We start from the raw sequence: 25,392 nt of genomic DNA, 5'->3' as shown, positions 1-25,392 counted from the left end.
CGCTCCGCGTGTCGGGGCGTGTGCTCGGGTGTCGTCACCACATCTGAGCACGCGACATCCGACGCGTTCAACATTCGCGCAGCGACTGCAACGGATGCAGTCGAATCACTAGGATCGGGAACATGAAGCTCGAACTTCGCGGCATCACGAAGCGTTTCGGAAGCTTGGTCGCGAACGACCACATCGACCTCACCGTAGAGGCTGGCGAGATCCACTGCCTGCTGGGCGAGAACGGTGCCGGAAAGTCCACGCTCATGAACGTGCTCTACGGCCTGTACCAGGCCGACGAGGGCGAGGTGCTCCTCAACGACGAGGTGAAGCACTTCGAGGGTCCCGGCGACGCCATGGCCGCCGGCATCGGCATGGTGCACCAGCACTTCATGCTCATCCCCGTCTTCACGGTCGCCGAGAACGTCATGCTCGGCAACGAGTCCACGAGGGCGGGCGGACTGCTCGACCTGCCGGCCGCGCGGGCGAAGGTGAGCGAGATCGCGTCGCGGTTCGGCTTCCACGTCGATCCCGACGCGCTCATCGAAGACCTGCCCGTCGGGGTGCAGCAGCGGGTCGAGATCATCAAGGCGCTCTCGCGCGACGCGAAGGTGCTCGTGTTCGACGAGCCGACCGCCGTGCTCACGCCCCAAGAGACCGATGAGCTGATGGAGATCATGCGCCAGCTCAAGGCCGAGGGCAAGTCGATCGTGTTCATCACGCACAAGCTGCGCGAGGTGCGAGAGGTCGCCGACCGCATCACCGTGATCCGCCTCGGCAAGGTCGTCGGCGAAGCATCGCCGACTGCATCGAACGCCGAGCTTGCCTCGCTCATGGTCGGTCGCGCGGTCGAGCTCACGGTGCGCAAAGACGAGCCGAACCTCGGCGACGACGCGCTTGTGGTCGACCACCTGACGGTCGTCGATCCCATCGGGCAACTCGTCGTGAACGACGTGAGCTTCACGGTGCGACGCGGCGAGATCCTGGCCGTCGCCGGCGTGCAGGGCAACGGCCAGACCGAGCTCACCGAGGCGCTGCTGGGGCTGGCACATGACGCGCGAGGATCGGCCACGCTCGACGGCACCGAACTCGTGGGCGAGAGCGTGCGCAAGATCCTCGAGTCGGGCGTCGGGTTCGTGCCCGAAGATCGCACCGAAGACGGGCTGGTCGGGGAGTTCACGATCGCCGAGAACCTCATGCTCGACCGCAGCGAGTCGCCGCCCTTCGTTCGCGCCGGCAACCTGCAGCGCTCGCTGCTCGCCGACTTCGCACGCGAGAAGGTCGAGGAGTTCGACATCCGCACGCAGGGCATCGACGAGTACGTGCAGCGCCTGTCGGGCGGCAACCAGCAGAAGGTCGTGCTCGCACGCGAGCTCAGCCGCGACCTGCGACTGCTCGTCGCGGCCCAGCCGACGCGCGGCGTCGACGTCGGCTCGATCGAGTTCATCCACAAGCGCATCGTCGCCGCCCGCGACAGCGGCGTGCCCGTCGTCGTCGTCTCGACCGAGCTCGACGAGGTCGCGGCGCTCGCCGACCGCATCATGGTCATGTACCGCGGTCGCATCGTCGGCATCGTCCCCGGCGACACCCCCCGTGACGTCCTCGGCCTCATGATGGCCGGAGAGGTCCCCGCAGAAGGAGCCGCCGCATGAGCGACCCCCAGCCGCCGAAGGGCGACGCCCCCGGCGCGAACGAACCCGACGCCGACGTCGCCATCGAAGAGCCCGCCGCGGCCTCGCCCGAGGGCGGCACCGCCGCCGACGACGCGCGCGCCACGGCGTCGGGGCCCGGCCAGCCGGCCGAGCCCGCCGACGTCCCGCCACCGTCGAAGTGGCAGAACATGCTGCGGGAGATCGCCACCGGCAACGCCATCATCTCGGTGCTGGCCGTCGTGCTCGCCCTCATCGTGGGCGCGATCATGATCGCGTTCACCGACGAGCGCGTGCAGCAGACGAGCGTCTACTTCTTCGCTCGGCCCGGGGACACGTTCGTCGCCATCTGGGAGTCGGTGGGCGGCGCCTACTCGGCCCTGTTCCAGGGGGCGGTCTACAACTTCCGCCGCGACACGTTCCTCGCCGGCATCCGTCCGCTCACCGAGACGCTCACGTTCGCGACCCCGCTCATCGCCGGCGGCCTCGGCGTGGCCCTCGCATTCCGTGTCGGCATGTTCAACATCGGTGGCCGCGGCCAGATGCTGATCGCGGCATCGGTCGCCGGCTGGATCGGCTTCGGCTTCGACCTGCCATGGGGCATCCACATGATCGTCGCCCTCATCGGCGGTCTCGTCGGCGGCGCGCTCTGGGCCGGCATCGCGGGACTCCTCAAGGCCCGCACCGGTGCCCACGAGGTCATCGTGACGATCATGCTCAACTACGTCGCGTTCTACCTCGTGTCGTGGATGCTGCGAACGGAGGGCCTGCTGCAGGCGCCGGGTTCCAGCAACCCCAAGACCCCCGCGATGAACCCGAACGCGATCTTCCCCGACCTCCTGGGCCCGCAGTTCAACCTGCACTTCGGGTTCATCCTCGCGATCCTCGCGACGATCGTCGTCTGGTGGATCCTCAGCCGCTCGAGCCTCGGCTTCAAGTTCCGCGCGGTCGGCATCAACCCCAACGCGGCGCGGGTCGCGGGCATCAACGTGAAGGGCATGTACTTCTACGCGATGCTCATCTCCGGAGCGTTGCTCGGTCTCGCAGGCGTGAGCCAGGTGCTCGGCACGGTCACGACCGGATTCACGGCGGGCATCGATGCGGGCATCGGATTCGACGCGATCACGGTCGCCCTGCTCGGCCGATCGACCCCGTGGGGCACCTTCGCCGCAGGCATCCTCTTCGGCGCGTTCAAGGCGGGCGGCTTCGCGATGCAGGCGGCCGAGGGCGTGCCGATCGAGATCGTGCTCGTCGTGCAGTCGCTCATCGTGCTCTTCATCGCGGCGCCGCCGCTCGTGCGCACGATCTTCGGCCTTCCCCAGCCCGGCTCCAGGCCGAAACGATCTCGCAAGGCCGACACGAAGGGGGTGCAGGCGAAATGAGCAAGACGGTAGAGCACCACCGCATCGCGCCGCAGCCCGACGCCCTCGCCACGACCGTCGTGACGAGCTGGAAGGCCCCGATCGCCTTCGCGATCTTCACCCTCATCGCGCTCGCCCTCGCGGTGTTCGCACCGCGCCCCGGCGAGACGACCTTTCGCTGGTCGCGCGAGTCCGATGCGATCCAGGTGCCCGACCTCACCGTGCCCGTGATGCAGGCCCTCTGGGCGGTCGTCGCGCTCCTCGCCGTGAGCACGCTGTACTCGGTGCTGCTCGTGCGCTCGAAGCGTCGCGTGCCGCTCTGGCTCGTCGTCGTCTTCGCGATCCTCTTCATGTTCGGGTTCCTCACCTGGGCCGGTGCCGGGGCGTCGCTGCCGATGATCGGCCTGCTGTTCGGATCGCTGAGCCTCGCCGTGCCGCTCATCTACGGATCGCTCGCGGGCGTCATCGGCGAGCGGGCGGGCGTGGTCAACATCGCGATCGAGGCCCAGCTGCTCTCCGGAGCATTCACCGGGGCGGTCGTCGCGTCGGTCGTCAACACATCGACGGGCCAGCAGTGGTTCGCGCTCATCGCGGGCACGATCGCGGCGATGGTCTCCGGCATGCTCGTCGGCATGGTGCTCGCCGCGTTCGCGATCAAGTACTTCGTCGACCAGGTCATCGTCGGCGTCGTGCTCAACGTGCTCGTCGTCGGCCTCACGAGCTTCTTCTTCTCGCAGGTGCTCGCGCCGAACGCCGCCGCCATGAACACGCCGCCGAGGTTCGACCGGCTGCACATCCCCGTGCTCGGCGACATCCCGATCATCGGCCCCGTGTTCTTCCAGCAGACGATCATCGTCTACCTCATGTACGCGGCGGTCGCCCTCGTCTACATCGGCCTCTTCCACACGAGGTGGGGCCTGCGCGTGCGAGCCGTGGGCGAGCACCCGCAGGCCGCCGACACCGTCGGCATCAAGGTCAACCGCACCCGGTTCTGGAACGTCGCACTGGCCGGCGCGATCGCCGGCCTCGGCGGCACGTTCTTCACGATCGGCTCGGGCATCGCCTTCAATAAGGAGATGACCGCAGGCGCGGGCTTCATCGCCCTCGCCGCCGTGATCTTCGGCCAGTGGGATCCGATCAAGGCGACGCTCGCGGCGCTGCTCTTCGGCTTCGCGTCGAACCTGCAGAACACGCTGTCGGTCATCGGATCACCGGTGCCGAGCGAGTTCATGCTCATGCTGCCGTACGTCGTGACGATCTTCGCCGTCGCCGGGCTCGTCGGAAAGTCCCGTGCGCCGGCCGCCGACGGCAAGCCGTACATCAAATCCTGACGCCGTGCCCCGCCACGGGGCATCCGTCGCACCGATCCGCCTGAACGGGAGCAGAACCATGACCGCAACGGATCCGATCGACTGGGCAGACCTGCGCGAGCGCGCCCGCGAAGCCATGGCGAAGGCGTACGTGCCGTACTCGGAGTTCCCGGTCGGCGCGGCCGCCGTCGTCGACGACGGCCGCGTCGTGAGCGGGTGCAACGTCGAGAACGCGTCGTACGGTGTCACGCTGTGCGCCGAGTGCTCGCTCGTGTCGGCGCTCATCATGTCGGGCGGGGGCCGGCTCGTGGCGTTCACGTGCGTCGACGGCCACGGTGCCACGCTCATGCCGTGCGGCCGGTGCCGGCAGCTGCTCTACGAGCACTCGGCCGAGGGCATGGTGCTCGACACCGTCTCGGGCCTCAAGACCATCGACGAGGTGCTGCCCGACGCCTTCGGCCCGCGCCAGCTCGCCGACTACCGAGGAGACCACGCATGAGCGCCATCGAAGCCTTCGACGCCGTCGACCTGATCCGCGCGAAGCGCGACGGCCGCGAGCTCGAGACCGCCGAGATCGACTGGCTCGTCGACGCGTACACCCGCGGCTACGTCGCCGACGAGCAGATGTCCGCGATGACGATGGCGATCTTCCTCAACGGCATGTCGCGACGCGAGATCCGGGACCTGACCATGGCGATGATCGCGAGCGGCGAGCGCATGGACTTCTCGGGGCTCGGCAAGCCCACGAGCGACAAGCACTCCACGGGCGGAGTCGGCGACAAGATCACGCTGCCGCTCATGCCGCTCGTCGCGTCGTTCGGCGTGGCCGTGCCGCAGCTCTCGGGCCGCGGGCTCGGACACACGGGCGGGACGCTCGACAAGCTCGAGTCGATCCCGGGGTGGCGGGCCGATCTCACGAACGACGAGATGTTCGCGCAGCTGCGCGATGTCGGCGGAGTCATCTGCGCCGCGGGCGCGGGCCTCGCGCCCGCCGACAAGAAGCTGTACGCGCTGCGCGACATCACGGGCACGGTCGAGGCGATCCCGCTGATCGCCTCCTCGATCATGTCGAAGAAGATCGCCGAGGGCACCGGCGCGCTCGTACTCGACGTGAAGTTCGGGTCGGGGGCCTTCCTCACCGACATCGAGCGCTCCCGCGAGCTCGCACGCACGATGGTCGAGCTCGGCGAAGACGCCGGGGTCGCGACATCCGCTCTGCTCACGAACATGAACGTGCCGCTGGGCCTCACGATCGGCAACGCCAACGAGGTGCGCGAGTCGGTCGAGGTGCTCGCCGGCGGCGGGCCCGCCGATGTGCGCGAGCTCACCATCGCGCTCGCGCGCGAGATGCTCGACCTCGCCGGGCAACCCGATGCCGACGTCGAGTCGGCGCTCGACGACGGCCGGGCCATGGACACCTGGCGGCGCGCGATCTCGGCGCAGGGCGGCGATCCCGACGCGGCACTGCCGGTCGCTCGTGAGCAGCACGTGGTGACGGCCGACCGCGACGGTGTGCTCGTCGAGCAGCAGGCACTGCCGTTCGGCATCGCCGCGTGGCGACTCGGCGCGGGCCGTGCTCGCAAAGAGGATCCGGTGCACCATGCGGCGGGCATCGACCTGCACGCGAAGCCGGGCGACGACGTGCGTCCCGGTCAGCCGCTGTTCACACTCCACGCCGACGACGCCGCACGGTTCGACCGGGCGCTCGAGGCGGTCGAGGGTGCCTGGCGCATCGGCACGGCGGGCGACCCGGTCGAGGACGGTGGGCCGCTCATCGCCGACCGCATCACCCGCTGAGCTCGCGTCGATCGAGTAGTGAGCGCCGGCGAGCGTATCGAGATCTCGCAACAGGTCTCGATACGCTCGTACCTCGCAACTCGACCGACGCGCCGCGTCATTGCTTCGAGAATGCCGACACTTCGCGGCGTCCGTGTCGCTATCGTTGAGTCGTGAACACGATTCCGACGGAGTACCGGCTCGAGGGCGACGGCGCCGACATCCAGACGCTGCCGAAGATCTCGCTGCACGATCACCTCGACGGCGGCCTGCGCCCGCAGACGCTCATCGAGCTCGCCGACGAACTCGGGCTCGAGGTACCCGCGGCCGACGCCGAAGCACTCGGTGCGTGGTTCACCGAACAGTCGAACTCGGGCTCGCTCGTCGAGTACCTCAAGACGTTCGACCTGACGACGGCGGTCATGCAGACCCGCGCGGGTCTCAGTCGCGTCGCTCGCGAGTTCGTGCAAGATCTGGGTGCCGACGGTGTCATCTACGGCGAGATCCGCTGGGCGCCAGAGCAGCACCTCACCCGCGGCCTCAGCCTCGACGAGGCGGTCGAGGCCGTGCAGGCGGGCATCGAGCAGGGCCTCGACGACGTGCAGGCGCTGGGCCGCCGCATCCGCGTCGGCCAGCTCGTCACCGCGATGCGGCACAACGACCGCGGGCTCGAGATCGCCGAGCTCGCCGTGCGCCACCGTGAGCGCGGCGTCGTCGGTTTCGACATCGCCGGCCCCGAGGCCGGCTTCCTGCCGTCCAGGCACCGCACGGCCTTCGACTACCTCGCGGGCCAGTTCATGCCGGTCACCATCCACGCGGGCGAGGCCGATGGGCTCGAATCGATCCGCAGCGCCCTGCTCGACGGTCGCGCGCTGCGCCTGGGCCACGGGGTGCGCATCGCCGAAGACCTCGTCATCGAGCGCCAAGACGACGAGAACACCTATGTCTCGCTCGGGCCGATCGCCCAGTGGGTGCGCGACCGCGAGGTCGCGCTCGAGACGAGTCCGTCGTCGAACGTGCAGACCGGTGCGATCGCGGCGTGGGGCGACGAACTCGTGGATCACCCGTTCGACCTCCTCTACCAGCTCGGGTTCCGGGTGACGGTGAACGTCGACAATCGCCTGCAGAGCGGCACCTCGCTCACGCGAGAGCTCGCGCTGCTCGGCGATGCCTTCGGGTACGACCTCGACGACTTCGAGACGTTCCAGCTGAACGCCGCCGCGTCGGCCTTCCTCCCGCTCGACGACCGCGAGGAGCTCGCCGAGCTCATCCAAGACGGCTTCGACGAGGCCTGAACCCCGCTTGACGACGGATGCAGCGACCCCGCCCGCATCCGACCGCCGCCTGAATGGACCCCCGATGACCTTCCCTCCGCTGGCCGACGCCGGGGTCATGCTGGGCGCGCACGCGACCGATTGGCGTGACGCCGTTCGCCTCGCCGGGCGTGCCCTGAGGTTGTCCGGCTCGACGCGAGCCGAGTACTCCGATCGCATGATCTCGGTCATCGAGGAGTTCGGCGCGTACGTGGTCATCGCGCCGGGCCTCGCCCTCGCGCACGCCAGGCCCGGGCCCGACGTGCGACGAGCGGGGCTCGCCGTGGTCACCCTTGCCGAGCCGGTCGCGTTCGGGCACCCGCACAACGATCCCGTGCGGGTCGTCGTGGGGCTCGCCGTCTCGAACGCCGAAGACCATGTGGCGTCGGTGGCGTCGCTCGCGAACGTCTTCAACGACGGTGGCACGGTCGCTCGTCTGGCGCGTGCGACGACGCCCGACGAGGTGCGCAGCCTGCTCGGCATCGGCCTGACCGGCGATGCATCGTCCACGAGTGAGGCCTCGCCGAGCGCATAGCCGCGTCGGCGCTGCGGCGCACCGCGACCGACGCCTACGCGACGAGTTCGCGCATGCCGGCATCGAGCGCGGCGACGGCAGCGGATGCCGCGGCTCGCCGCTCGCCCACCGTTCCGTCGACCGACACGGCGTCGATGTACACCTTGAGCTTGGGCTCGGTTCCGCTGGGGCGCACCATGACTCGTGCGCCGCCCTCGAGCACGATGCGCAGCACGTCTGAGGGCGGAAGGGCGCCGAACCCGTCGGCCAGGTCTTCGATGCGCTCGACCCGGATGCCCCCGACCGAGGCGGGCGGTTCGGCGCGGAGCCGTGCCATGACCTCGCCGATGCGCGAGAGGTCGGTGACCCTGATCGAGACCTGGCCGGAGGCGTGGCATCCGAATCGCTCGACGAACTCGTCGAGGTGGTCGGCGACCGTGCGGCCCTCGGCCTTCAGTTCGGCAGCGAGTGCGAGGAACGCGAGACCGGCAGAGATTCCGTCTTTATCGCGCACGGTGCCCGGATTCACGAGGTAGCCGAGGGCCTCCTCGAAGCCGAACACGAGCCCCGGGGCGCGCGAGATCCACTTGAAGCCCGTGAGCGTGGCCTCGAAGTCGAGGCCGTACGCGCTCGCGACCGCCTCGAGTCCGGGCGACGAGACGATCGAACACGCGAGCGCCCCGTTCGGACCCGAGTCGCCGGGCGCGTCGGCGGCGCGGCGTGCGGCCTGCCAGCCGAGCGTCAGCCCGACCTCGTTGCCGGTGAGGCGCCGGTAGCCCTCGTCGGCTGCCGGGTCGGGAATCGCGATCGCGAGCCGATCGGCGTCGGGGTCGTTGGCGATGATGAGCTCGGCGCCGACGGCTCGCGCTCGTTCGAAGCTGAGGTCCATGGCGCCGGGCTCTTCGGGGTTCGGGAACGCGACCGTGGGGAAGGCGGCATCGGGCGCGATCTGCTCGTCGACGAGGGTCGGGGCCTCGAAGCCGGCCGCCTCGAGCACCCGTGACATCGTCTGCCACCCCACGCCGTGCATCGCCGTGTAGACGACAAGTGGCTGCGCGGCGGGCGCCGCGCCCGTGGGCGAGGCGACGAGCGCCGTCTGCCGCACGTACTCGTCGATGACGGACTCGGCCGCGGTCCAGAATGTGCCACGAGGGAGGTCGGGAACGGCGCGGGTCTCGGCGATGCGGGTGATGTGCGCGGCGATCTCGGCATCGGCCGGGGCGACGATCTGCGAGCCGTGGTCGTCTCCTCCGAGGTAGACCTTGTAGCCGTTGTCGTTCGGCGGGTTGTGCGAGGCGGTGACCATCACGCCGGCCGACATGCCCAGGTGCCGTACCGCGAACGCGAGCACCGGGGTCGGCAGCAGGCGGGGGAGCAGCACGGCGCGAACGCCCGCGCCCGCCATGATCTCGGCAGAGTCGCGCGCGAACACGTCGGAGTTCTTGCGACCGTCGTAGCCGATCACGATCGACGGCGTCGAGCCCGGCACCGCGCGCTCGATGAGGTACGCGGCGAGGCCCGCCGCCGCCTGGGCGACGAGCACGCGGTTCATGCGGTTGGGTCCGGCCGCGATCGCTCCGCGCAGTCCGGCGGTGCCGAACGCGAGGCGCGAATCGAACCGGTCCGCGAGGTCGGCGGATGCCGCAGGATCGCCTCCGCGCACCGCCGCGATGATCGCGCCGAGCTCTTCGCGGGTCTCGGGATCGGGGTCCTGTGCGATCCAAGCCTCGGCGAGAGCGACGCGCTGGGCGTCACGGGGATCGATGTGCTGCGACATCCGCTGGTCCCTTCCGATGGACTACAGGGCGGCGACGACGTCGGCGAGCAGCCGGCTGATGACGGGCTCGGCCGCCTGGCCGGCCTCGATGACCTCGGCGTGGCTCAGCGGAGTCTGCTGGATACCGGCGGCGAGGTTCGTGATGAGCGACATGCCGAGCACCTCCATGCCCGCCTGTCGCGCGGCGATGGCCTCGAGCGCGGTCGACATGCCGACGATGTGACCGCCGATGGCCTTGGCCATCTGCACCTCGGCGGGCGTCTCGTAGTGCGGTCCCCGGAACTGGCAGTACACGCCCTCGTCGAGCTCGGGCGCGATCGAGCGGGCCAGATCGCGCAGTCGCCGCGAGTACAGGTCGGTGAGGTCGACGAAGGTCGCGCCCTCGAGCGGCGAGTCGGCGGTGAGGTTGATGTGGTCGCTGATGAGCACGGGGGTACCCGGCGTCCAGTGCTCCTTGATGCCGCCGGCGCCGTTCGTGAGGATCATGGTCTTCGCGCCCGTGGCGGCGGCGGTGCGCACCGAGTGCACGACGCGGCGCACGCCGTGGCCCTCGTAGTAGTGGGTGCGGGCGCCGATGACGAGCGCGCGCTTGCCGCTCGGCAGCAGCACCGAGCGCAGCGTGCCGACGTGCCCTTCGAGCGCGGGCTTCGAGAAGCCGGGCACCTCGGTCGCCGCGATCGTGTGCGTCGTCTCGCCGATGATCTCGGCGGCACGGCCCCAGCCGCTGCCGAGTGTGAGGGCGACGTCGTGATGGTCGACACCGGTGAGTTCCGCGATCTTCGCGGCCGCATCGGCGGCGATGGCGAAGGGGTCGGCAGCGGGGTCGTCGAGCGGGTTCGCATCGTGCATCCCACCACTCTAAGGGCGCAGCGGATGTCGCGGCGCGGGTCGTGCTCGGATGCGGGCGGCGGTGCCGGGACTGACAGAATGTGAGCATGGCCTACGAGTTCGAGCGCACCCAACGCATTGCCGTCCTCGGAGGAGGTCCAGGGGGATACGAGGCCGCGCGCGCGGCCGCGCAGCTCGGCGCCGAGGTGACGCTCATCGAGCGTGCCGGTGTCGGCGGTGCCGCGGTGCTCACCGACGTGGTCCCCTCGAAGTCGCTCATCGCGACCGCCGAGGCGTCGAACGCGGTCAAGGAGGCCGCCGATCTCGGCGTGCAGTTCTTCGCGAAGGGCTCGGGCGAGAAAGCGGTCAAGCCCGAGGTCGCCATCAATCTCGCGGCGGTCAACAAGCGGCTCCTCGGGCTCGCGGCCCAGCAGTCCGAAGACCTGCGCAGCAACCTGGTCGAGGCCGGCGTGCACCTCGTGCAGGGCGAGGGGCGCCTCGACGGCCCCAACGCCGTCATCGTGTCGACCGCCAAGGGCGGCACCGACTTCGATCGCATCGAGGCAGACACGCTCGTCATCTCGGTCGGCGCGAGCCCTCGAGTCCTGCCGAGCGCGGTGCCCGACGGGGAACGCATCCTCACGTGGACCCAGCTCTACCAGCTCGAACAGGTGCCCGAGCACCTCATCGTCGTCGGTTCGGGTGTCACGGGTGCGGAGTTCGCGTCGGCGTACCGTGCGCTCGGGGCCAAGGTCACACTCATATCGAGCCGAGACCAGGTGCTTCCGGGTGAAGACCAGGACGCGGCATCCGTCATCGAGAAGGTCTTCAAGCGCAACGGCATGAAGGTCCTCAACAAGTCGCGCGCCGAGTCCGTCGTGCGCGACGGCGACTCGGTGGTCGCCACCCTCACCGACGGGCGAGAGGTGCGCGGCAGCCATTGCCTCATGGCGGTCGGTTCGGTGCCGAACACGACCGACCTCGGCCTCGAAGCCGCGGGGGTGCAGCTCGCCGAGAGCGGGCATATCCGCGTGAATCGCGTTGCGCGCACGTCGATGCCGAACATCTACGCCGCCGGCGACTGCACGACGTTCGTGCCGCTCGCCTCCGTCGCATCCATGCAGGGGCGCACGGCCGTCTTCCACGCGATGGGCGACATCGTGAACCCGCCCGAGAATCGCAACATCACCTCGAACATCTTCACGCAGCCCGAGATCGCCACGGTCGGCTGGACCGAGAAGGAGATCGACGAGGGCGTCGTCCCGGGGGTGGTCTACAAGCTGCCGCTCTCGTCGAACCCGCGCGCGAAGATGATGGGCATCCGGGACGGGTTCGTGAAGCTGTTCGCCTCCAGCGGCTCGGGCGGCATCATCGGCGGGGTGATCGTCGCGCCCAAGGCGTCCGAGCTCATCTTCCCGCTCGCGCTCGCGATCGAGCACCGCCTCACGGTCGATCAGTTCGCCGAGGCGTTCCCCGTCTACCCGTCGCTCACGGGCTCGCTCACCGACGCCGCGCGCGCCATGCACATCGTGCGCTGACCCACGCGAACGTGCGGTCGTCGACGTCCGCGGAAACAACTGGCAACTGGTTGCCAACGCTTCGAGCGCCTGCGTAGATTGATGCAGTCGAGCCGCCCCAAGGGTGCTCGGCGACAACACAGCACATCGCGCCCGATCGAGCGCGCAACGCCGCATGCGACCTGCGACGGCCACCCGAGATCCGGCCGGCACGGTGTTCGTCTGCCATGCAAAGGAGCATCAGGAATGAAGATCACACGTCTGCTGCAGGCATCCGCGATCATCGGAGTGGCGGCGATCACGCTGGCCGGCTGCGCCGGCGGCTCGGGCGGGGGCGACGCGACCGCCGGGAGCACCGAGTCGACGACGATGAAGCTCGCGCTCAACCAGACGCAGGAACACCCCTCGTTCCTCGCGCTCGAGGCCTTCGGCGAGGAGCTCTCCGAGGCCACCGAGGGTCGCTGGAACATCGAGGTCTACCCCGACTCCCAGCTCGGCGACCAGGCCGAGTACATCCAGTCGGTGAGCGACGGCGTGATCGACCTGGCGATCGTCTCGGCACCGCAGCTCGAGAACGTGAACGACGACTTCGTCGTATTCAGCCTCCCCACGGTCTTCGACTCGATCGACCACCAGATGACGGTGCTGGGCGACGACGAGGTCGTCGGCGATGTCTACGCGTCGCTCGAGGAGAGCAACAACATCACCGTCGTCGGCGGACTGACCCAGGGTGCGCGGAGCATCTACCTGAAGGACAGGATCGCGCAGACGCCCGACGACCTCGCGGGCAAGAAGATCCGCGTGCAGGAGAGCCCGGTGTTCATCTCGATGATCAACGCGCTGGGCGCGTCGCCCACCCCGATGGCGTTCTCCGAGGTCTACACGGGCCTGCAGAGCGGCGTCATCGACGGCGCCGAGAACAACGAGATCTCGTACTTCACCCAGAAGCACTACGAGGTGGCGCCGTTCTTCTCCTTCACCCGTCACCTGATCGGCGCGGACTTCCTCATCAGCAACACCGACACCCTGGCCAAGATGTCCGAAGCCGACCGCGCCGCGTTCGACGAGGGCTGGGCGAACGCATGGCAGGAGCACACCGACCTGTGGACCACGCAGACCGAGGAGGCGATCGCCGGTGCCGAAGAAGGCGGCGCGGCGTTCGAAGAGGTCGACAGCGAGGCATTCGTCGAGGCGCTCACGCCGCTGCTCGACGAGTTCATCACCACGGACTCGCAGCAGACGCTCTACGACGCGATCCGCGCGACCGCGGAGTAGATCTCACCCGCACCACCGGCGCCCTCGCCCGAGAACCCGAAGAACTGCGGGGCACTCGATGGCGCTGGCCCATCGCGCGAACCAACGGAGGACAACGTGACGACCCGACCACCGGCTTCCGGCGAGCATCCGCCGGACGGGAACCCACCCGGCGGGAACCGACCCGGCGGTGCCGGGCAGCCGGGATCGACCGGGCCCGTCCGCTGGCGTGGTTTGCTCGCGGTGCTGAGCGTCATCCGCCGGGTCCTCGACCGAGTGCTGGCCGTGCTCTGCATCATCGCATTCGTGGCGCTCGTCGCCATCGTCTCGTGGCAGGTCTTCACGCGCGAGGTCCTCAACAACTCGGCGCCGTGGACGGAGGAGGCGGCGCGCTACACGTTCGTGGTGCTGGCCGTGCTCGCTGCGGCGTACGTCTTCTCGGAGCGCGGCCACATCGCCGTCGAGATCCTCGTCGAGAAACTGCCCCCGCGCCTCCAGAAGGTGATGGGTGTGGTCATCGAGGCGCTCGTCGTGTTCTTCATCCTCATCACGTTCATCATCGGCGGCTCCCGGGTCGCGGAGAACGCGTGGGACCAGGACATCGCCACGCTCCCGCTGAGCGTCGGCCAGGTGTTCCTCGTGCTTCCGATCGCCGGCGTCATCATCATCTTCTATTCCCTGGCGCACGTGATCGGCATCCTCGCCGGCGTCGAGAAGCCGGTGCCCGAACCCGACGAGAACGCAGAGGCGATCTGAGGCCATGGACACCATCACCATCATCGCCACCGTCGTCCTGGTGGGGGGTATCGCCCTCGGCATCGCCATGGGCCTGCCCGTCGCCGTCGCCATGGGGCTGCCATCGGTGCTCGCCATCGTCATCCTGCTGGACTGGGAGGGGGCGGCGCTCACGGGCGCACAGCGCATCTTCGCCGCCAGCAACTCGTTCGCCCTGCTGGCGATCCCGTTCTTCATCCTCGCCGGCGGCCTGATGAACACCGGCGGCATCGCGTCGAGGCTCATCGACCTCGCGCTCGTGATCGCCGGTCGACTGCCGGCCTCCCTGGCCCAGACGACGGTCGTCGCGAACGCCATGTTCGGCGCCGTCTCGGGTGCTTCGGTGGCGTCGGCCGCCGCGGTCGGCACCGTGCTGTCGCCCAGGATGCGCAAGGACGGCTACGATCCCGCGTTCTCAGCGGCGGTGAACGCCGCCGCATCTCCGGCAGGCATGCTGATCCCCCCGAGCAACACCTTCATCGTGTACTCGCTCGTGTCGAGCACCTCGATCGCCGCGCTGTTCATGGCGGGCGTCGGCCCCGGGCTCCTGTGGGCGCTCGTCTGCGTGATCATGGTCGCCCTGTACGCGCGCAAGCACCCTGAACTGCGTGCAGCTTCCGGACCGCGGCCGACGATCCGCCAGGGGATGATCGTCTTCCTGAAGGCGGTCCCCGCGCTGCTCATGATCGTCGTCGTGATCGGCGGCATCCTGCTCGGCGTCTTCACGGCCACCGAGTCGGCGGTCATCGCCGTGCTCTACTCCTTCGTGCTGGGCCTCGTGCAGCGCACGCTGAAGATCAGCGCGCTCCCGAAGATCATCCTCGAGGCATCGAAGGTGACCGGCATCATCATGCTGCTGATCGGCGTTTCGGGGATCCTCGGCTACGTGCTCGCCTTCGCGCAGATCCCGCAGATGGTCACGTCGGGACTGCTCGGCCTGACCGACAACGTGGTGATCATCCTGCTCATCATCATGGTCGTCCTGCTGCTCGCGGGGACCGTGATGGACCCGACGCCCGCGATCCTGATCTTCACGCCGATCTTCCTGCCGGTCGTCACGGCCCTCGGCGTGAACCCGATCCACTTCGGCGCGATGATGGTCTTCAACATGTGCCTCGGCAACATCTCGCCGCCGATCGGCAACAACCTCTTCGTCGCTGCGCGGGTCGCCGACGTCAGGATCGAACCGGTGATCGGACGGCTCTGGCCGTTCTTCTGGGCGCTGTGCATCGGCCTGCTCGTGGTGACGTTCGTGCCCGCGCTCTCGACCTGGCTGCCGACGACCCTCGGGCTGATGAAGCCGTGACGCACACGGCCGCGCCGTGACCCGAGCGGCCTCTGCCGCGAACGCGATCGCGCGGCTCAGGCCGCGCGATCGGGGGCCGGGGGAACTGCGTTCGAGTCGCGGCTCGTCGGTGCAGCGGTCGAGGTGCGCACCACGAGCAGCGCCGGCAACCGTGTCGGACGCACTGTGCCACCCGGCTCGGCCAGGCCTGCTTGCGCGCCCGAGAGCTGCTGAAGGAGGATGCGCACGGCGTGGCTGCCGAGGTGCGGCAGCGGTGCCGCGACCGTCGTGAGCGGCGGGCCGCCGAATCGGCCTGCCAGGTTGTCGAAGCCGACGACGCTGACGTCCTCGGGAACACGCAGGCCTGCCTCGGCAAGGCCCCGGATGAAGCCCGCGGCGATGAAATCGTTGAAGGCGATGACGCCGCTCGTCGGCTGTCTTGCGAATGCCTGCGCGGCGGCCACGCCGCCCGCCGGCGTGGGCTGCGTCGGACCGACTCGGCGTGCGCGAAGGCCGAGCCGGTGCGTCGCGACCTTGAAGGAACGCCACCTGATGCCGTCGGCCCAGGATGCCGCGGGGCCCGCGATGTAGGTGAGTTCGCGATGGCCGAGCGCGGCCAGGTGCTCGACCGACTGGCGCATGCCGTCGGCGCTGTCCGTGAGCACGCTCGCGACATCGGCCATCGCGCGGTTGAGCACGACGGTCGGGCGCTGCTTGGCTGCGACCCGGATCGTCGCATCGGGGAGCAGCGACGCCGCGAAGATCACGCCGTCGACGACGGGGAGCAGCCGGTCGAGGGCCGCCCGCTCGGACTCCGCCGAGCGCTGCGCGTCGACGACGACCACCGTGTATCCCGCCGCGTTCGCCGCCTCCGTAGCTCCCCGGATGACCTCGCGGAAGAACCGGTCGGGCACGTCGGGGACGATGACCGCGAACAGCCTGGTCCGTGCGGTGGACAGGGCTCGCGTCACCGGCTTCGTGCGGTATCCGAGCTCGGCCGCGACGCGGCGGATGCGGTCGGCCGTCTCGACGTTGACGCGGCCGGGCCGGGAGAAGGTGCGCGATACCGTGGAAGGCGCGACACCGGACACTCGGGCGACATCGTAGATCGTCGGATTCGTCGCGTGCGGTGCATCGTGGTCCTCGGCCATCAACTGAGCATACGTCGGCATTCCGCAGTTTGGCAATCGGTTGCGTTACCGGGAGCAACCGGACACGCCGCTCCGCAGCAGCGCCCTGTGGTCGTGCGCAGCGATGGTCGGTCCGGACCGATTCGCGTACGCTGGTACGGCGCAGCGCAGCGCGCGCCGCGGAGCATCCCCGGGGGGACCGATGAACCTGCGAGTGAAATCCGTCGAGGCCTCGATCGCCGATTCCGACGACACCGAACGGAGCCTCAAACGGTCGCTCGGCACGTGGGACCTCGCGCTCATGGGCATCGCCGTCGCCGTCGGCGCGGGGATCTTCTCGGTGGGTGCGCAGGCCGCCGCGAACTTCGCCGGCCCCAGCGTGATCATCTCGTTCGTGCTCGCCGCCATCACCTGCGCGCTCGCGATCATGTGCTACGCCGAGTTCGCCTCGACCGTTCCGGTCGCCGGCAGCGCCTACACGTTCACCTACGCGACGATGGGCGAGTTGCTGGCGTGGATCATCGGCTGGGACCTCATCCTCGAGATGTTCACCGCCGCGGCCGTCATCGCGAAGTACTGGGGCGTCTACCTCGGCGAGGCGCTGCTCGCGGTCGGCGTGCCGTTCCCGGCCACGCTCGACATCGGCGGGCTCGAGGTCAGCTGGCCGGCGTTCCTGATCGTCGCGATCTTCACCACGCTGCTCGTGGCGGGCACGAAGCTCACCGCGCGCGTCGGCGCCGTGTTCACGATCATCAAGGTCGCGATCGTGCTGTTCGTGATCGTCGCCGGCTTCTTCTTCGTCAACGCGGCGAACTACGTGCCGTTCATCCCCGAGGCTGTGCCCACCGAGGGCGGAGACGCAGACGCGTGGACGCAGTCGCTCTTCTCGTGGGCGACCGGCGCCGCACCCGCCCAATACGGCGTCTTCGGGTTGCTGGCGGCCGCATCACTGGTGTTCTTCGCCTTCATCGGCTTCGATGTCGTCGCCACGAGCGCCGAAGAGGTGCGCGACCCCCAGAAGCGCCTGCCCCGGGGCATCTTCCTCGGCCTCGCCATCGTGACCGCACTGTACGTGCTCGTCTCGATCGTGATGACCGGGATGGTCTCGTACACCGAGCTCGCCGCCGAAGAGACGCCGTCGCTCGCCACCGCATTCCGCCTCGTCGATCAGGACTGGGCATCGGCGGTCATCTCGGTCGGGGCGCTTGCGGGGCTCACCACCGTGATCATGGTGCTGCTGCTCGGCCTCTCGCGCATCGTGTTCGCGCTCAGCCGCGACGGGCTGCTGCCGCGGTGGCTCTCGAAGACCACCGAGCACACGAAGACGCCGGCGCGCATCCAGATCATCGGCGGCGCCGTCGTCGCGTTCGTGGCGGCGTTCACCGACGTCGGCCTCCTCGAGGAGATGATCAACATCGGAACGCTCTCGGCGTTCGTGCTCGTGAGCATCGGCATCGTCGTCCTGCGTCGAACTCGCCCCGACCTGCCGCGCGGGTTCCGCGTGCCGTGGTCGCCGGTGCTGCCGATCCTGTCGGCGGCGCTGTGCTTCTGGCTCATGCTGAACCTGACAACGCTCACCTGGGTGCGCTTCCTGGTGTGGCTCGCGATCGGCGTGCTCATCTACTTCGTCTACGGACGACGCCGTTCGCGGATCGGGCTGGACACCGTCAGCGAGGTCGAACTTCCCACGCCGCAGGGAGCGCCGGGAGCGCCGTAGCGCGACGAACGGCGGGTCTGGGGTTACGGGGCGCTGCGCCGCGCCGGGTCACGCGTCGGTGATCGCGAGCAGCAGGTGGCCGCTGGAAACGGTGGCCCCGGCCTCGGCGTTGACGGTGCCGACGACGCCGTCCTTGTGGGCGACGATGGGCTGCTCCATCTTCATGGCCTCGAGCACGAGCACAAGGTCGCCCTTGACGACCTTGTCGCCCTCGGCGACCGCGACCTTCACGACGGTCGCCTGCATCGGCGCCTTGACGGCGTCGCCGGTGCCGGTGTCGACCGAGTGGGACCCCGTGCGCCTGCGGGGCGCGGGCCCAGCGGTGCGAGTGGCGGACGTGCCGCCGGCGAGACGCTTCGGAAGGCTGACCTCGACACGTCGGCCGGCGACCTCGACGACCACGTTCGTGCGCGCGGCGGCACCCGACGACTCTTCGAGCTCGCCGGACCACGGCTCGAGCCGGTTGTCGTACTCGGTCTCGATCCAGCGGGTGTAGATCGCGAAGGGCTCGTCGCCGTCGGGCGCGAAGGCGGGGTTGCGCACGATGTCGCGGTGGAACGGCAGCACGGTCGGAAGCCCGGCGACCTCGAACTCGTCGAGGGCACGGCGGGCGCGCTCGAGCGCGTCCTTGCGCGTCGAGCCCGTGACGATGAGCTTCGCGAGCAGCGAGTCGAACGCGCCCGAGATCTCGTCGCCCGAGGCGACGCCCGAGTCGATGCGGATGCCGGGACCGCCCGGGAAGCGAAGCTGGTGCACCGGACCCGGGGCGGGGAGGAAGTTTCGGCCCGGGTCTTCACCGTTGATGCGGAACTCGATCGAGTGACCGGTCGTGACCGGGTCGGGGTAGTCGAGCACGCCGCCCTCGGCGAGACGGAACTGCTCGCGCACGAGGTCGAGGCCCGTGACCTCTTCGGAGACCGGGTGCTCGACCTGCAGGCGGGTGTTCACCTCGAGGAACGAGACCGTGCCGTCCTGTCCGATGAGGAACTCGCAGGTGCCGGCGCCGACGTAGCCGACCTCCTTGAGGATGGCCTTGGACGCCGCGTAGAGCGCACGGTTCTGCTCCTCGGTGAGGAACGGTGCGGGCGCCTCTTCGACGAGCTTCTGGTGCCGGCGCTGCAGCGAGCAGTCGCGGGTCGAGACGACGACGACATTGCCGTGCTCGTCGGCGAGGCACTGGGTCTCGACGTGGCGCGGCTTGTCGAGGTACTTCTCGACGAAGCACTCGCCGCGGCCGAACGCCGCGACGGCCTCGCGGGTCGCCGAGTCGAACAGCTCGGGCACCTCGTCGCGCGTGCGGGCGACCTTGAGGCCGCGACCGCCGCCGCCGAAGGCGGCCTTGATCGCCACAGGCAGGCCGTGCTGGTCGACGAACTCGAGCACCTCGGAGGCGTCGGCCACCGGGTTGAGCGTTCCCGGCGCGAGCGGCGCGCCGACCTTCTCGGCCACGTGCCGCGCCGAGACCTTGTCACCGAGGCGCTCGATGGCTTCGGGGGAGGGCCCGATCCAGATGAGGCCGGCGTCGATGACGGCCCGCGCGAAGTCGGGGTTCTCGGCGAGGAAGCCGTAACCGGGGTGCACGGCGTCGGCGCCCGAGCGGCGCGCGACCGAGAGCAGCTTGTCGATGACGAGGTAGGTCTCGGCACTCGTGGCGCCGTCGAGGGCGTACGCCTCGTCGGCGAGCTTGACGTGCCGCGCGTCGCGATCCTGGTCGGCGTACACGGCGACGGAGCCGAGACCGGCGTCGCGTGCGGCGCGGATGACGCGGACGGCGATCTCGCCACGGTTGGCGATGAGGACCTTGGTGATGCGCGGCATAATCGTCAAGCCTATTGGCCGCGTCGGTCACGCCTTTGGGTGACCTCCACAAAATGAACCCGAGACTCTTGAGGGCGGCGACAATCGCGGGTTGATCGAGTAGGCGCGCCAGCGCCGTATCGAGATCCCGCGAGCCCGTGGGTCTCGATACGCGTCGGGCTTCGCCCGGCGCTACTCGACCGGCGCAGGGCGGTTCCAGAGCGACGGCCAATCGCCGCCGAGCTCGCGCACGAGATCGCGCAGCGTCGAGAGCGAGAGCCCGACGACGGTCGACGGGTCGCCCTCGACTCGCCGGATGAACGGCCCGCCGAGGCTGTCGATGGTGAACGCCCCGGCGACGAGCAACGGCTCTCCCGACGCGATGTACGCGTCGATCTCGGCATCGTCGAGCGCGGCGAAACGCACGGTCGCGACATCCGCTCGCCCGACGGCGCCGCGCACCCGGCCGCCGCGGTGGTCGATGAGCCAGTGTCCCGACCAGAGGTCGCCGTGCGCGCCGTTCTGCGCGAGCCAGCGCGCCCTGGCGACGTCGGCGGTGTGCGGCTTGCCGTAGATCGCCCCGTCGACGACGAACGCCGAATCGCCGCCCAGGATGAACCCGTCGATGGGTTCGCCGCCGGGTGAGGTGCCCACGATCGCCTCGGCCTTCGCCTGTGCGAGCAGCTGCACCATGTCGGGCGGCGTGAGCGGACCGGTGACCGCCTCGCGCGCCGCGACCGCGGCCTCCTCGTCGACGCCCGGGGCGACGGCGATGGGCTCGACGCCCGCGGCGCGGAGCGTCTGCAGGCGGGCGGGCGACGTCGAGGCGAGGTACAGGCGCATGCCCCCATCCTGCCCCGGTCGGGCCGCGCTGTGGAATGCTCGAACCATGGCACAGACCCGTCGTCCCCGTCGCGGCAGTCGCACCGGCACCCGCGGCGGCACGCCGCGACCCGCACCGAAGCCGCCCAGCACGGACGGGCCGATCGTGACGCTCGAGGTCGAGCGCGTCGCCCACGGCGGCGTGTTCGTCGCCCACCACGAAGGCCGGGTCGTGTTCGTCGCCGACGCGATCCCCGGCGAACGCGTCGTCGCGCGCGTCGTCGACCGGTCGAAGGACCGGTTCTGGCGGGCCGAGACCGTCGAGGTGCTCGAGGCATCGCCCGACCGCCGCCCGCACATCTGGGCCGAGGCGTCGGTCGAGCGCGCTCCCGAGCGTCGGGCCGGAGGCGCCGAGTTCGGCCACATCGCGACCGGCAGACAGCGTGCGCTGAAGGCGGAGGTGCTCGTCGACGCACTCGCCCGGTTCGGCGGCGTCGAGCGCGACGTCGTCGTCGAGCCGGTACCCGTGGAGCTCGCGCCCGACGTCGACCTCGTGGCAGGCACCGGCTGGCGCACCCGCGTGCGCCTGCACGTCGCGGGCGACGGCTCGGTCGGGCCGTATGCGGCCCGCAGCCACACGGTCGTCCCCGTCGCATCCGTTCCGCTCGCGGTGCCCGCGCTCGCCGAACTCGCGCCGCTCGACCAGCGGTTCGCGGGAGCCCGCGCGATCGACCTGGTCGCGCCGAGCGTCGGCGATGCGGCCCTCGTGGTCGTCGACGACGAACGGATGCCCCGTGGCCCGCGCCCGACGATCGTCGAGCGGGTCGGCGATCGCGACTTCACGCTCGACCGCGATGGCTTCTGGCAGGTGCATCCCGGTGCCGCAGCCACCCTGACGACCGCCGTGCAGGAGCTGATCGACGGGGAGGGCTTCGACCCGCGAGCGGCGAACCACGACCTCTACGGAGGCGTCGGACTGCTCGCCGCCGCGGTCGGCGACCGATTCGGCGACGCCGTGCGCATCACCTCGGTCGAGTCCGACTCCCGCGCCACCGAGCACGCCGGAGCGAACCTCGCCGACTGGGTCGGCGCCCGAGCCGTCACGGCACGCGTCGATCGGTACCTCGACGAGCTCGCGGCATCCGCCGGGCGCGCCGAACTCACCCGACTCGGCGACGCGACCGTCGTGCTCGACCCGCCGCGCTCGGGCGCCGGCCGCGCGGTCGTCGACCGGCTCGCCGAACTGCGACCGCGCCAGCTCGTCTACGTCGCCTGCGATCCGGTCGCGCTCGCGCGCGACGTCGGCATGCTGCGGGCGCACGGCTACGAACTCGAGGCGCTGCGGGCGTTCGACCTGTTCCCGAACACGCATCATGTCGAGGCCGTCGCGCGCCTGCGCGCTATCGTGTGAGACGAACGTGAAGGGGGACCGCGTGGCAGACGCGAACGGCCGCACGGGCGCAGGCACCGCGGCGACGGTGGCGATCGTCGACGACCACGAGGCCGTTCGACTCGGCCTCCGCGCGGCGTGCGAGGCGGCGGGGTATCGCGTCGTGGCCGACACCCCCGACGTGGCACGCCTGCTCGGCGCGCTCGACGGCCGCCGATGTGATGTCGTCGTGCTCGACCTGTCGCTCGGCGACGGCACCTCGGTGACCGAGAACGTCCGGTCGGTGCTCGCCACGGGCAGCGCCGTCCTCGTGCACAGCATCGCCGATCGCGTGGCCGCGGTGCGCGAGTCGCTCGCGGCGGGCGCGGCCGGGGTCATCCCGAAGGCGTCGCCGATGTCCGACGTGATCCGCGCGATCGCGACGGTGGCCGGCGGCGGCGTGCTCAACAACGTCGAGTGGGCGAGCGCGATCGAGGCCGACAGCGATTTCGCGCGCGCCCAGCTCGGGCGCCGTGAACGCGATGTGCTGCACCTCTACGCATCGGGCCTGCCGCTCAAGCTCGTGGCGGCGCAGCTCGGCATCGCGCATTCCACCGCCCGCGAGTACCTCGACCGCATCCGGGCCAAGTACGTCGAGGTCGGGCGGCCAGCGCCGACGAAGGTCGACCTGCTGCGTCGGGCCGTCGAAGACGGGATCCTCCCGGGCCTCGACGCCGACGGTGGAGATGCCCGCCGCTGAATGGCTCGTGCCGCGCATCGTGCGGCGTCGAGCCACCGTGACCCGCGGCCAGGTCGAGACGATCTTCGCTCGGGCGCTGGGGCTCTTCGGGCTCGTGTTCGGGGCGCAGACGGTGCCGCTCGCGCTGCAGGAGGCCGACGCGCTCGTCACCGGCTCGGGTGCCGCGCTGATGGCGGTGCTCTACGGGGCGATCGTGGCGCTCGCGGCCGCGACCGTCACGAAGATCGCCGTGCGTCTGGCCTGCCTGGGCTTCGCCGCCCTCTACGCCGCATCGCTCGTCACGTGGCCGTTCCTCGTCGTCGACCCGGCAGCCCTCGACGATTCGGCGCCGTGGCTGTACTACCTCTGCACCGTCGCGACGACCGCCGCCGCCTTGGCGCTTCCACCGCTCTGGGCGGGTGCCTACACCCTCGTCGTGCCGGCGGTCTACGGCGTGATCCGGCTCACGCCGGCCGGTGGGGAGGCCGATCCGCTGCTCGCCGTGCTCGACGCGCTCTACGCCGTGGTGCTCGGCGTCGTGGTCCTCGCGATCGTCATCATGCTGCGTCAGGCCGCCGAAGAGGTCGACACGGCGCAGGAGGCCGCGCTCGAGCGGTACGACGTGGCAGCCCGTCAGCACGCGACCGAGATCGAGCGCGTCAAGGTCGACGCGCTCGTGCACGACAGCGTGCTCACGACACTGCTCTCGGCGGCCGCGGCGAGCACGCCCGACCAGCAGGCGCTCGCCGCGCGCATGGCGCGTGACGCACTGCTGCGGCTCGACGAGGCCGGGGCCACGGGCGCGAGCGCGCTCGACCGCGTCGGCCTGCCGGTGCTCGTGCGCCGCCTCCGCGCCGCGCTCACGACCTTCAACACCCCGTTCATCGTGCGCGTCGTGAACGCCGGCGGCGTCGAGTTGCCGGTCGACGTCGTCGACGCGCTCTACACGGCTTCGGTGCAGGCCATGGTCAACAGCCTGCAGCACGCCGACGAACCGGGGCGGCGTGCTCGTCGAGAGCTCCGGGTCCGAGGCGTGCGGGCCGGAGGGTGCGTCATCGAGGTCTCCGACGACGGCGTCGGGTTCGATCGCCCGGCGGTGCCCGCCGAGCGGCTCGGACTTCGGGTCTCGATCGAGGAGCGCATGGCCAACGCGGGCGGCAGCGCCCGCATCGAGTCGCAGCCCGGGCGTGGGACGACGGTGACGGTGGTCTGGCCGGCCGTGGCGACCGGTGCCGCCGACAGCGCGGAGCCGGGCGCATGATCACGATCCCGCGCTGGCTGCTGCTCCTGCTGGGTGCGCTCTTCTCGGGCTACCACGTCGTCCTCGGCATCTACTCGCTCGACATCCCCGCTTCGCCGCTGCCGACGATCGCCGCGCTCGCCGTCTACACGCTCGCCACGGTGCTGAGCCTCTGGCCGGGCAAGCGCATGCGCATGCCCGACTGGCTCGCCGCGTTCGACCTCGCCGTCGCCATCGTGCTCCCGCTGCTCGTCACGAGCCAGCTCGATCCCGACGTCGACAACGGGTACGCCACCTGGTACGTCGCCGCCGTGGGCACGCTCATGACGATCGCCGCGGCGCGTCGGCAGCTCCTCGTCGCGTGGGTGGGGGTGATCGCGCTGACCGTGCAGACCGTCGTGTGGGCGGGGCCGCTCGCGCTCGCGGCGCTCGGCGTGATCGGCAGCATCGTCTGGGTCGCGATCGCCCACACGCTCACGAGCGCGCTGACGAGCGCTGGCCGGGAGACCCGACGCTACGCGCAGGCCGAGCGCGAGGCCGCCGCCTGGCAGGCGGCCCAGGACGCGCACCTGTTCGAGGGCCGGATGCGGCTGAACCAGACCGAACGACTCGCCGCGCCGATGCTGCGCCGCATCGCCGACCGCGACGGACAATTGACCGACACGCAGCGCGATGAGTGCCGCACGCTCGAAGCCGCGATCCGCGACGAGATCAGGGGTCGGATGCTGCTCACCGATGTCGTCCGCGCCGAGGTGCGTCGTGCGCGCGAGCGCGGCATCGTCGTCACGTTGCTCGACGAGGGCGGCATCGACGACCTCGACGAGGCCGCGCGCGACCGCGTGCTCTCGCACCTCGCGGAGGCCATCGCGGCATCGAACGCCGACCGCATCATTGCGCGTACCGCGGCCGTGACCTCTGCCGCGGCGGTCACCGTGGTCGGGCTCGTCGACCCGCCCGGCGACGCCGCCGAAACCGACGAGGCCGAGGTCGAGCTCTGGCTCGAGATCCCGCGCCTGCATCAGCCCGGCGACCTCGAGGCGACGTCGGCGAACCCGGGGGAATGAGAGAGGGGGACCGATCCCCGATCGGTCCCCCATCAAGCCCGAGCCACGGCGATAACCCGAATATCGCCTTGGCTCGCCCCCAACGGCCACCGGTACCCGACCGGTGGCGGTGGCGACTCACGAAGGAGCCTGCATGACCATCATGCGCGAGCCGTGCGCGCGCGCCTA

General features: G+C 70.2%; 21 protein-coding genes. 16 read left to right on the top strand and 5 right to left on the bottom strand.

Features of this window, described 5'->3' with window-relative positions; genetic code table 11:
- Nucleotides 1–122: 122 nt before the first annotated feature.
- The 7 genes from LQ757_RS17650 (at nt 123) to LQ757_RS17620 (ending at nt 7,932) form a co-directional block, all read left to right on the top strand.
- Nucleotides 123–1,640 (top strand): ABC transporter ATP-binding protein, encoded by a 1,518-nt coding sequence (locus tag LQ757_RS17650; protein WP_231048581.1) that lies wholly within the window; start codon nt 123–125, stop codon nt 1,638–1,640.
- Entirely contained in the window at nt 1,637–3,019 is a 1,383-nt protein-coding gene (locus LQ757_RS17645; protein ID WP_231048580.1) for an ABC transporter permease, read from the top strand. The genes LQ757_RS17650 and LQ757_RS17645 overlap by 4 nt, the downstream gene beginning before the upstream one ends.
- On the top strand, nt 3,016–4,329 hold the full coding sequence (locus LQ757_RS17640; protein ID WP_231048579.1) for an ABC transporter permease: 1,314 nt from the start codon (nt 3,016–3,018) through the stop codon (nt 4,327–4,329). Before LQ757_RS17645 ends, LQ757_RS17640 begins: the two co-directional genes overlap by 4 nt.
- Nucleotides 4,330–4,387: 58 nt before the next feature.
- Nucleotides 4,388–4,807, top strand: a complete 420-nt coding sequence (locus LQ757_RS17635) for a cytidine deaminase (RefSeq protein ID WP_231048578.1) — start codon at nt 4,388–4,390, stop codon at nt 4,805–4,807.
- On the top strand, nt 4,804–6,105 hold the full coding sequence (locus LQ757_RS17630) for a thymidine phosphorylase (protein WP_231048577.1): 1,302 nt from the start codon (nt 4,804–4,806) through the stop codon (nt 6,103–6,105). The genes LQ757_RS17635 and LQ757_RS17630 overlap by 4 nt, the downstream gene beginning before the upstream one ends.
- 161 nt (nt 6,106–6,266) lie before the next feature.
- On the top strand, nt 6,267–7,379 hold the full coding sequence (locus LQ757_RS17625) for an adenosine deaminase (protein WP_231048714.1): 1,113 nt from the start codon (nt 6,267–6,269) through the stop codon (nt 7,377–7,379).
- A gap of 64 nt (nt 7,380–7,443) precedes the next feature.
- The gene (locus LQ757_RS17620) at nt 7,444–7,932 is read left to right on the top strand and encodes a PTS sugar transporter subunit IIA (RefSeq protein ID WP_231048576.1); all 489 of its coding nucleotides are present in this window, start codon (nt 7,444–7,446) and stop codon (nt 7,930–7,932) included.
- 34 nt (nt 7,933–7,966) lie between these two features.
- Here LQ757_RS17620 and LQ757_RS17615 read toward each other — a convergent pair whose 3' ends face one another.
- Together LQ757_RS17615 and LQ757_RS17610 are read right to left on the bottom strand one after the other, a co-directional pair.
- Nucleotides 7,967–9,688, bottom strand: coding sequence for a phospho-sugar mutase (locus tag LQ757_RS17615; RefSeq protein WP_231048575.1), 1,722 nt, complete (start codon nt 9,686–9,688; stop codon nt 7,967–7,969).
- Nucleotides 9,689–9,709: 21 nt separating this feature from the next.
- Nucleotides 9,710–10,537, bottom strand: a complete 828-nt coding sequence (locus tag LQ757_RS17610) for a purine-nucleoside phosphorylase (protein WP_231048574.1) — start codon at nt 10,535–10,537, stop codon at nt 9,710–9,712.
- A gap of 86 nt (nt 10,538–10,623) precedes the next feature.
- Between LQ757_RS17610 and LQ757_RS17605 the strand changes: the two genes are divergently transcribed.
- The 4 genes from LQ757_RS17605 to LQ757_RS17590 all read left to right on the top strand — a co-directional run bounded on the left by LQ757_RS17605 (nt 10,624) and on the right by LQ757_RS17590 (nt 15,367).
- Nucleotides 10,624–12,054, top strand: a complete 1,431-nt coding sequence (locus tag LQ757_RS17605; RefSeq protein WP_231048573.1) for an NAD(P)H-quinone dehydrogenase — start codon at nt 10,624–10,626, stop codon at nt 12,052–12,054.
- 225 nt (nt 12,055–12,279) lie between these two features.
- Nucleotides 12,280–13,308, top strand: coding sequence for a TRAP transporter substrate-binding protein (locus tag LQ757_RS17600; protein WP_231048572.1), 1,029 nt, complete (start codon nt 12,280–12,282; stop codon nt 13,306–13,308).
- A gap of 222 nt (nt 13,309–13,530) precedes the next feature.
- Entirely contained in the window at nt 13,531–14,043 is a 513-nt protein-coding gene (locus LQ757_RS17595; protein ID WP_231048571.1) for a TRAP transporter small permease, read from the top strand.
- Nucleotides 14,044–14,047: 4 nt separating this feature from the next.
- Nucleotides 14,048–15,367: a TRAP transporter large permease gene (locus LQ757_RS17590; protein ID WP_231048570.1), complete on the top strand. Its 1,320-nt coding sequence runs from the start codon at nt 14,048–14,050 to the stop codon at nt 15,365–15,367.
- A gap of 56 nt (nt 15,368–15,423) precedes the next feature.
- On the opposite strand, the gene LQ757_RS17585 is transcribed toward LQ757_RS17590, so the two are convergent.
- Nucleotides 15,424–16,497, bottom strand: a complete 1,074-nt coding sequence (locus LQ757_RS17585) for a LacI family DNA-binding transcriptional regulator (protein ID WP_231048569.1) — start codon at nt 16,495–16,497, stop codon at nt 15,424–15,426.
- Between the two features lie 181 nt (nt 16,498–16,678).
- Between LQ757_RS17585 and LQ757_RS17580 the strand changes: the two genes are divergently transcribed.
- Nucleotides 16,679–18,193 (top strand): APC family permease, encoded by a 1,515-nt coding sequence (locus tag LQ757_RS17580; protein ID WP_231048568.1) that lies wholly within the window; start codon nt 16,679–16,681, stop codon nt 18,191–18,193.
- A gap of 48 nt (nt 18,194–18,241) precedes the next feature.
- Here the strand turns inward: LQ757_RS17580 and LQ757_RS17575 are convergent, their stop codons facing one another.
- Together LQ757_RS17575 and LQ757_RS17570 are read right to left on the bottom strand one after the other, a co-directional pair.
- Nucleotides 18,242–20,011 (bottom strand): acetyl/propionyl/methylcrotonyl-CoA carboxylase subunit alpha, encoded by a 1,770-nt coding sequence (locus tag LQ757_RS17575; protein ID WP_231048567.1) that lies wholly within the window; start codon nt 20,009–20,011, stop codon nt 18,242–18,244.
- A gap of 171 nt (nt 20,012–20,182) precedes the next feature.
- Nucleotides 20,183–20,833, bottom strand: coding sequence for a Maf family protein (locus tag LQ757_RS17570; protein ID WP_231048566.1), 651 nt, complete (start codon nt 20,831–20,833; stop codon nt 20,183–20,185).
- Between the two features lie 46 nt (nt 20,834–20,879).
- On the opposite strand from LQ757_RS17570, the gene LQ757_RS17565 reads away from it, so the two are divergent.
- Genes LQ757_RS17565 through LQ757_RS17550 form a run of 4 tightly spaced genes read left to right on the top strand, consistent with a single transcriptional unit; the run spans nt 20,880 to nt 25,224 of the window.
- Nucleotides 20,880–22,223 (top strand): class I SAM-dependent RNA methyltransferase, encoded by a 1,344-nt coding sequence (locus LQ757_RS17565; protein WP_231048565.1) that lies wholly within the window; start codon nt 20,880–20,882, stop codon nt 22,221–22,223.
- Between the two features lie 22 nt (nt 22,224–22,245).
- Nucleotides 22,246–22,941, top strand: a complete 696-nt coding sequence (locus LQ757_RS17560; protein ID WP_231048564.1) for a response regulator transcription factor — start codon at nt 22,246–22,248, stop codon at nt 22,939–22,941.
- Nucleotides 22,928–24,181, top strand: a complete 1,254-nt coding sequence (locus tag LQ757_RS17555) for a sensor histidine kinase (protein ID WP_231048563.1) — start codon at nt 22,928–22,930, stop codon at nt 24,179–24,181. Before LQ757_RS17560 ends, LQ757_RS17555 begins: the two co-directional genes overlap by 14 nt.
- Nucleotides 24,178–25,224, top strand: a complete 1,047-nt coding sequence (locus tag LQ757_RS17550; RefSeq protein WP_231048562.1) for a DUF8320 family protein — start codon at nt 24,178–24,180, stop codon at nt 25,222–25,224. The genes LQ757_RS17555 and LQ757_RS17550 overlap by 4 nt, the downstream gene beginning before the upstream one ends.
- The last annotated feature ends 168 nt before the right edge of the window (nt 25,225–25,392 follow it).

Origin of the sequence: Agromyces cavernae, assembly GCF_021044935.1 — a bacterium.
Lineage (GTDB): Bacteria > Actinomycetota > Actinomycetes > Actinomycetales > Microbacteriaceae > Agromyces > Agromyces cavernae.
Note: the sequence above shows the minus strand (reverse complement) of the source record. Positions and strands in the feature narration are given on the sequence as shown.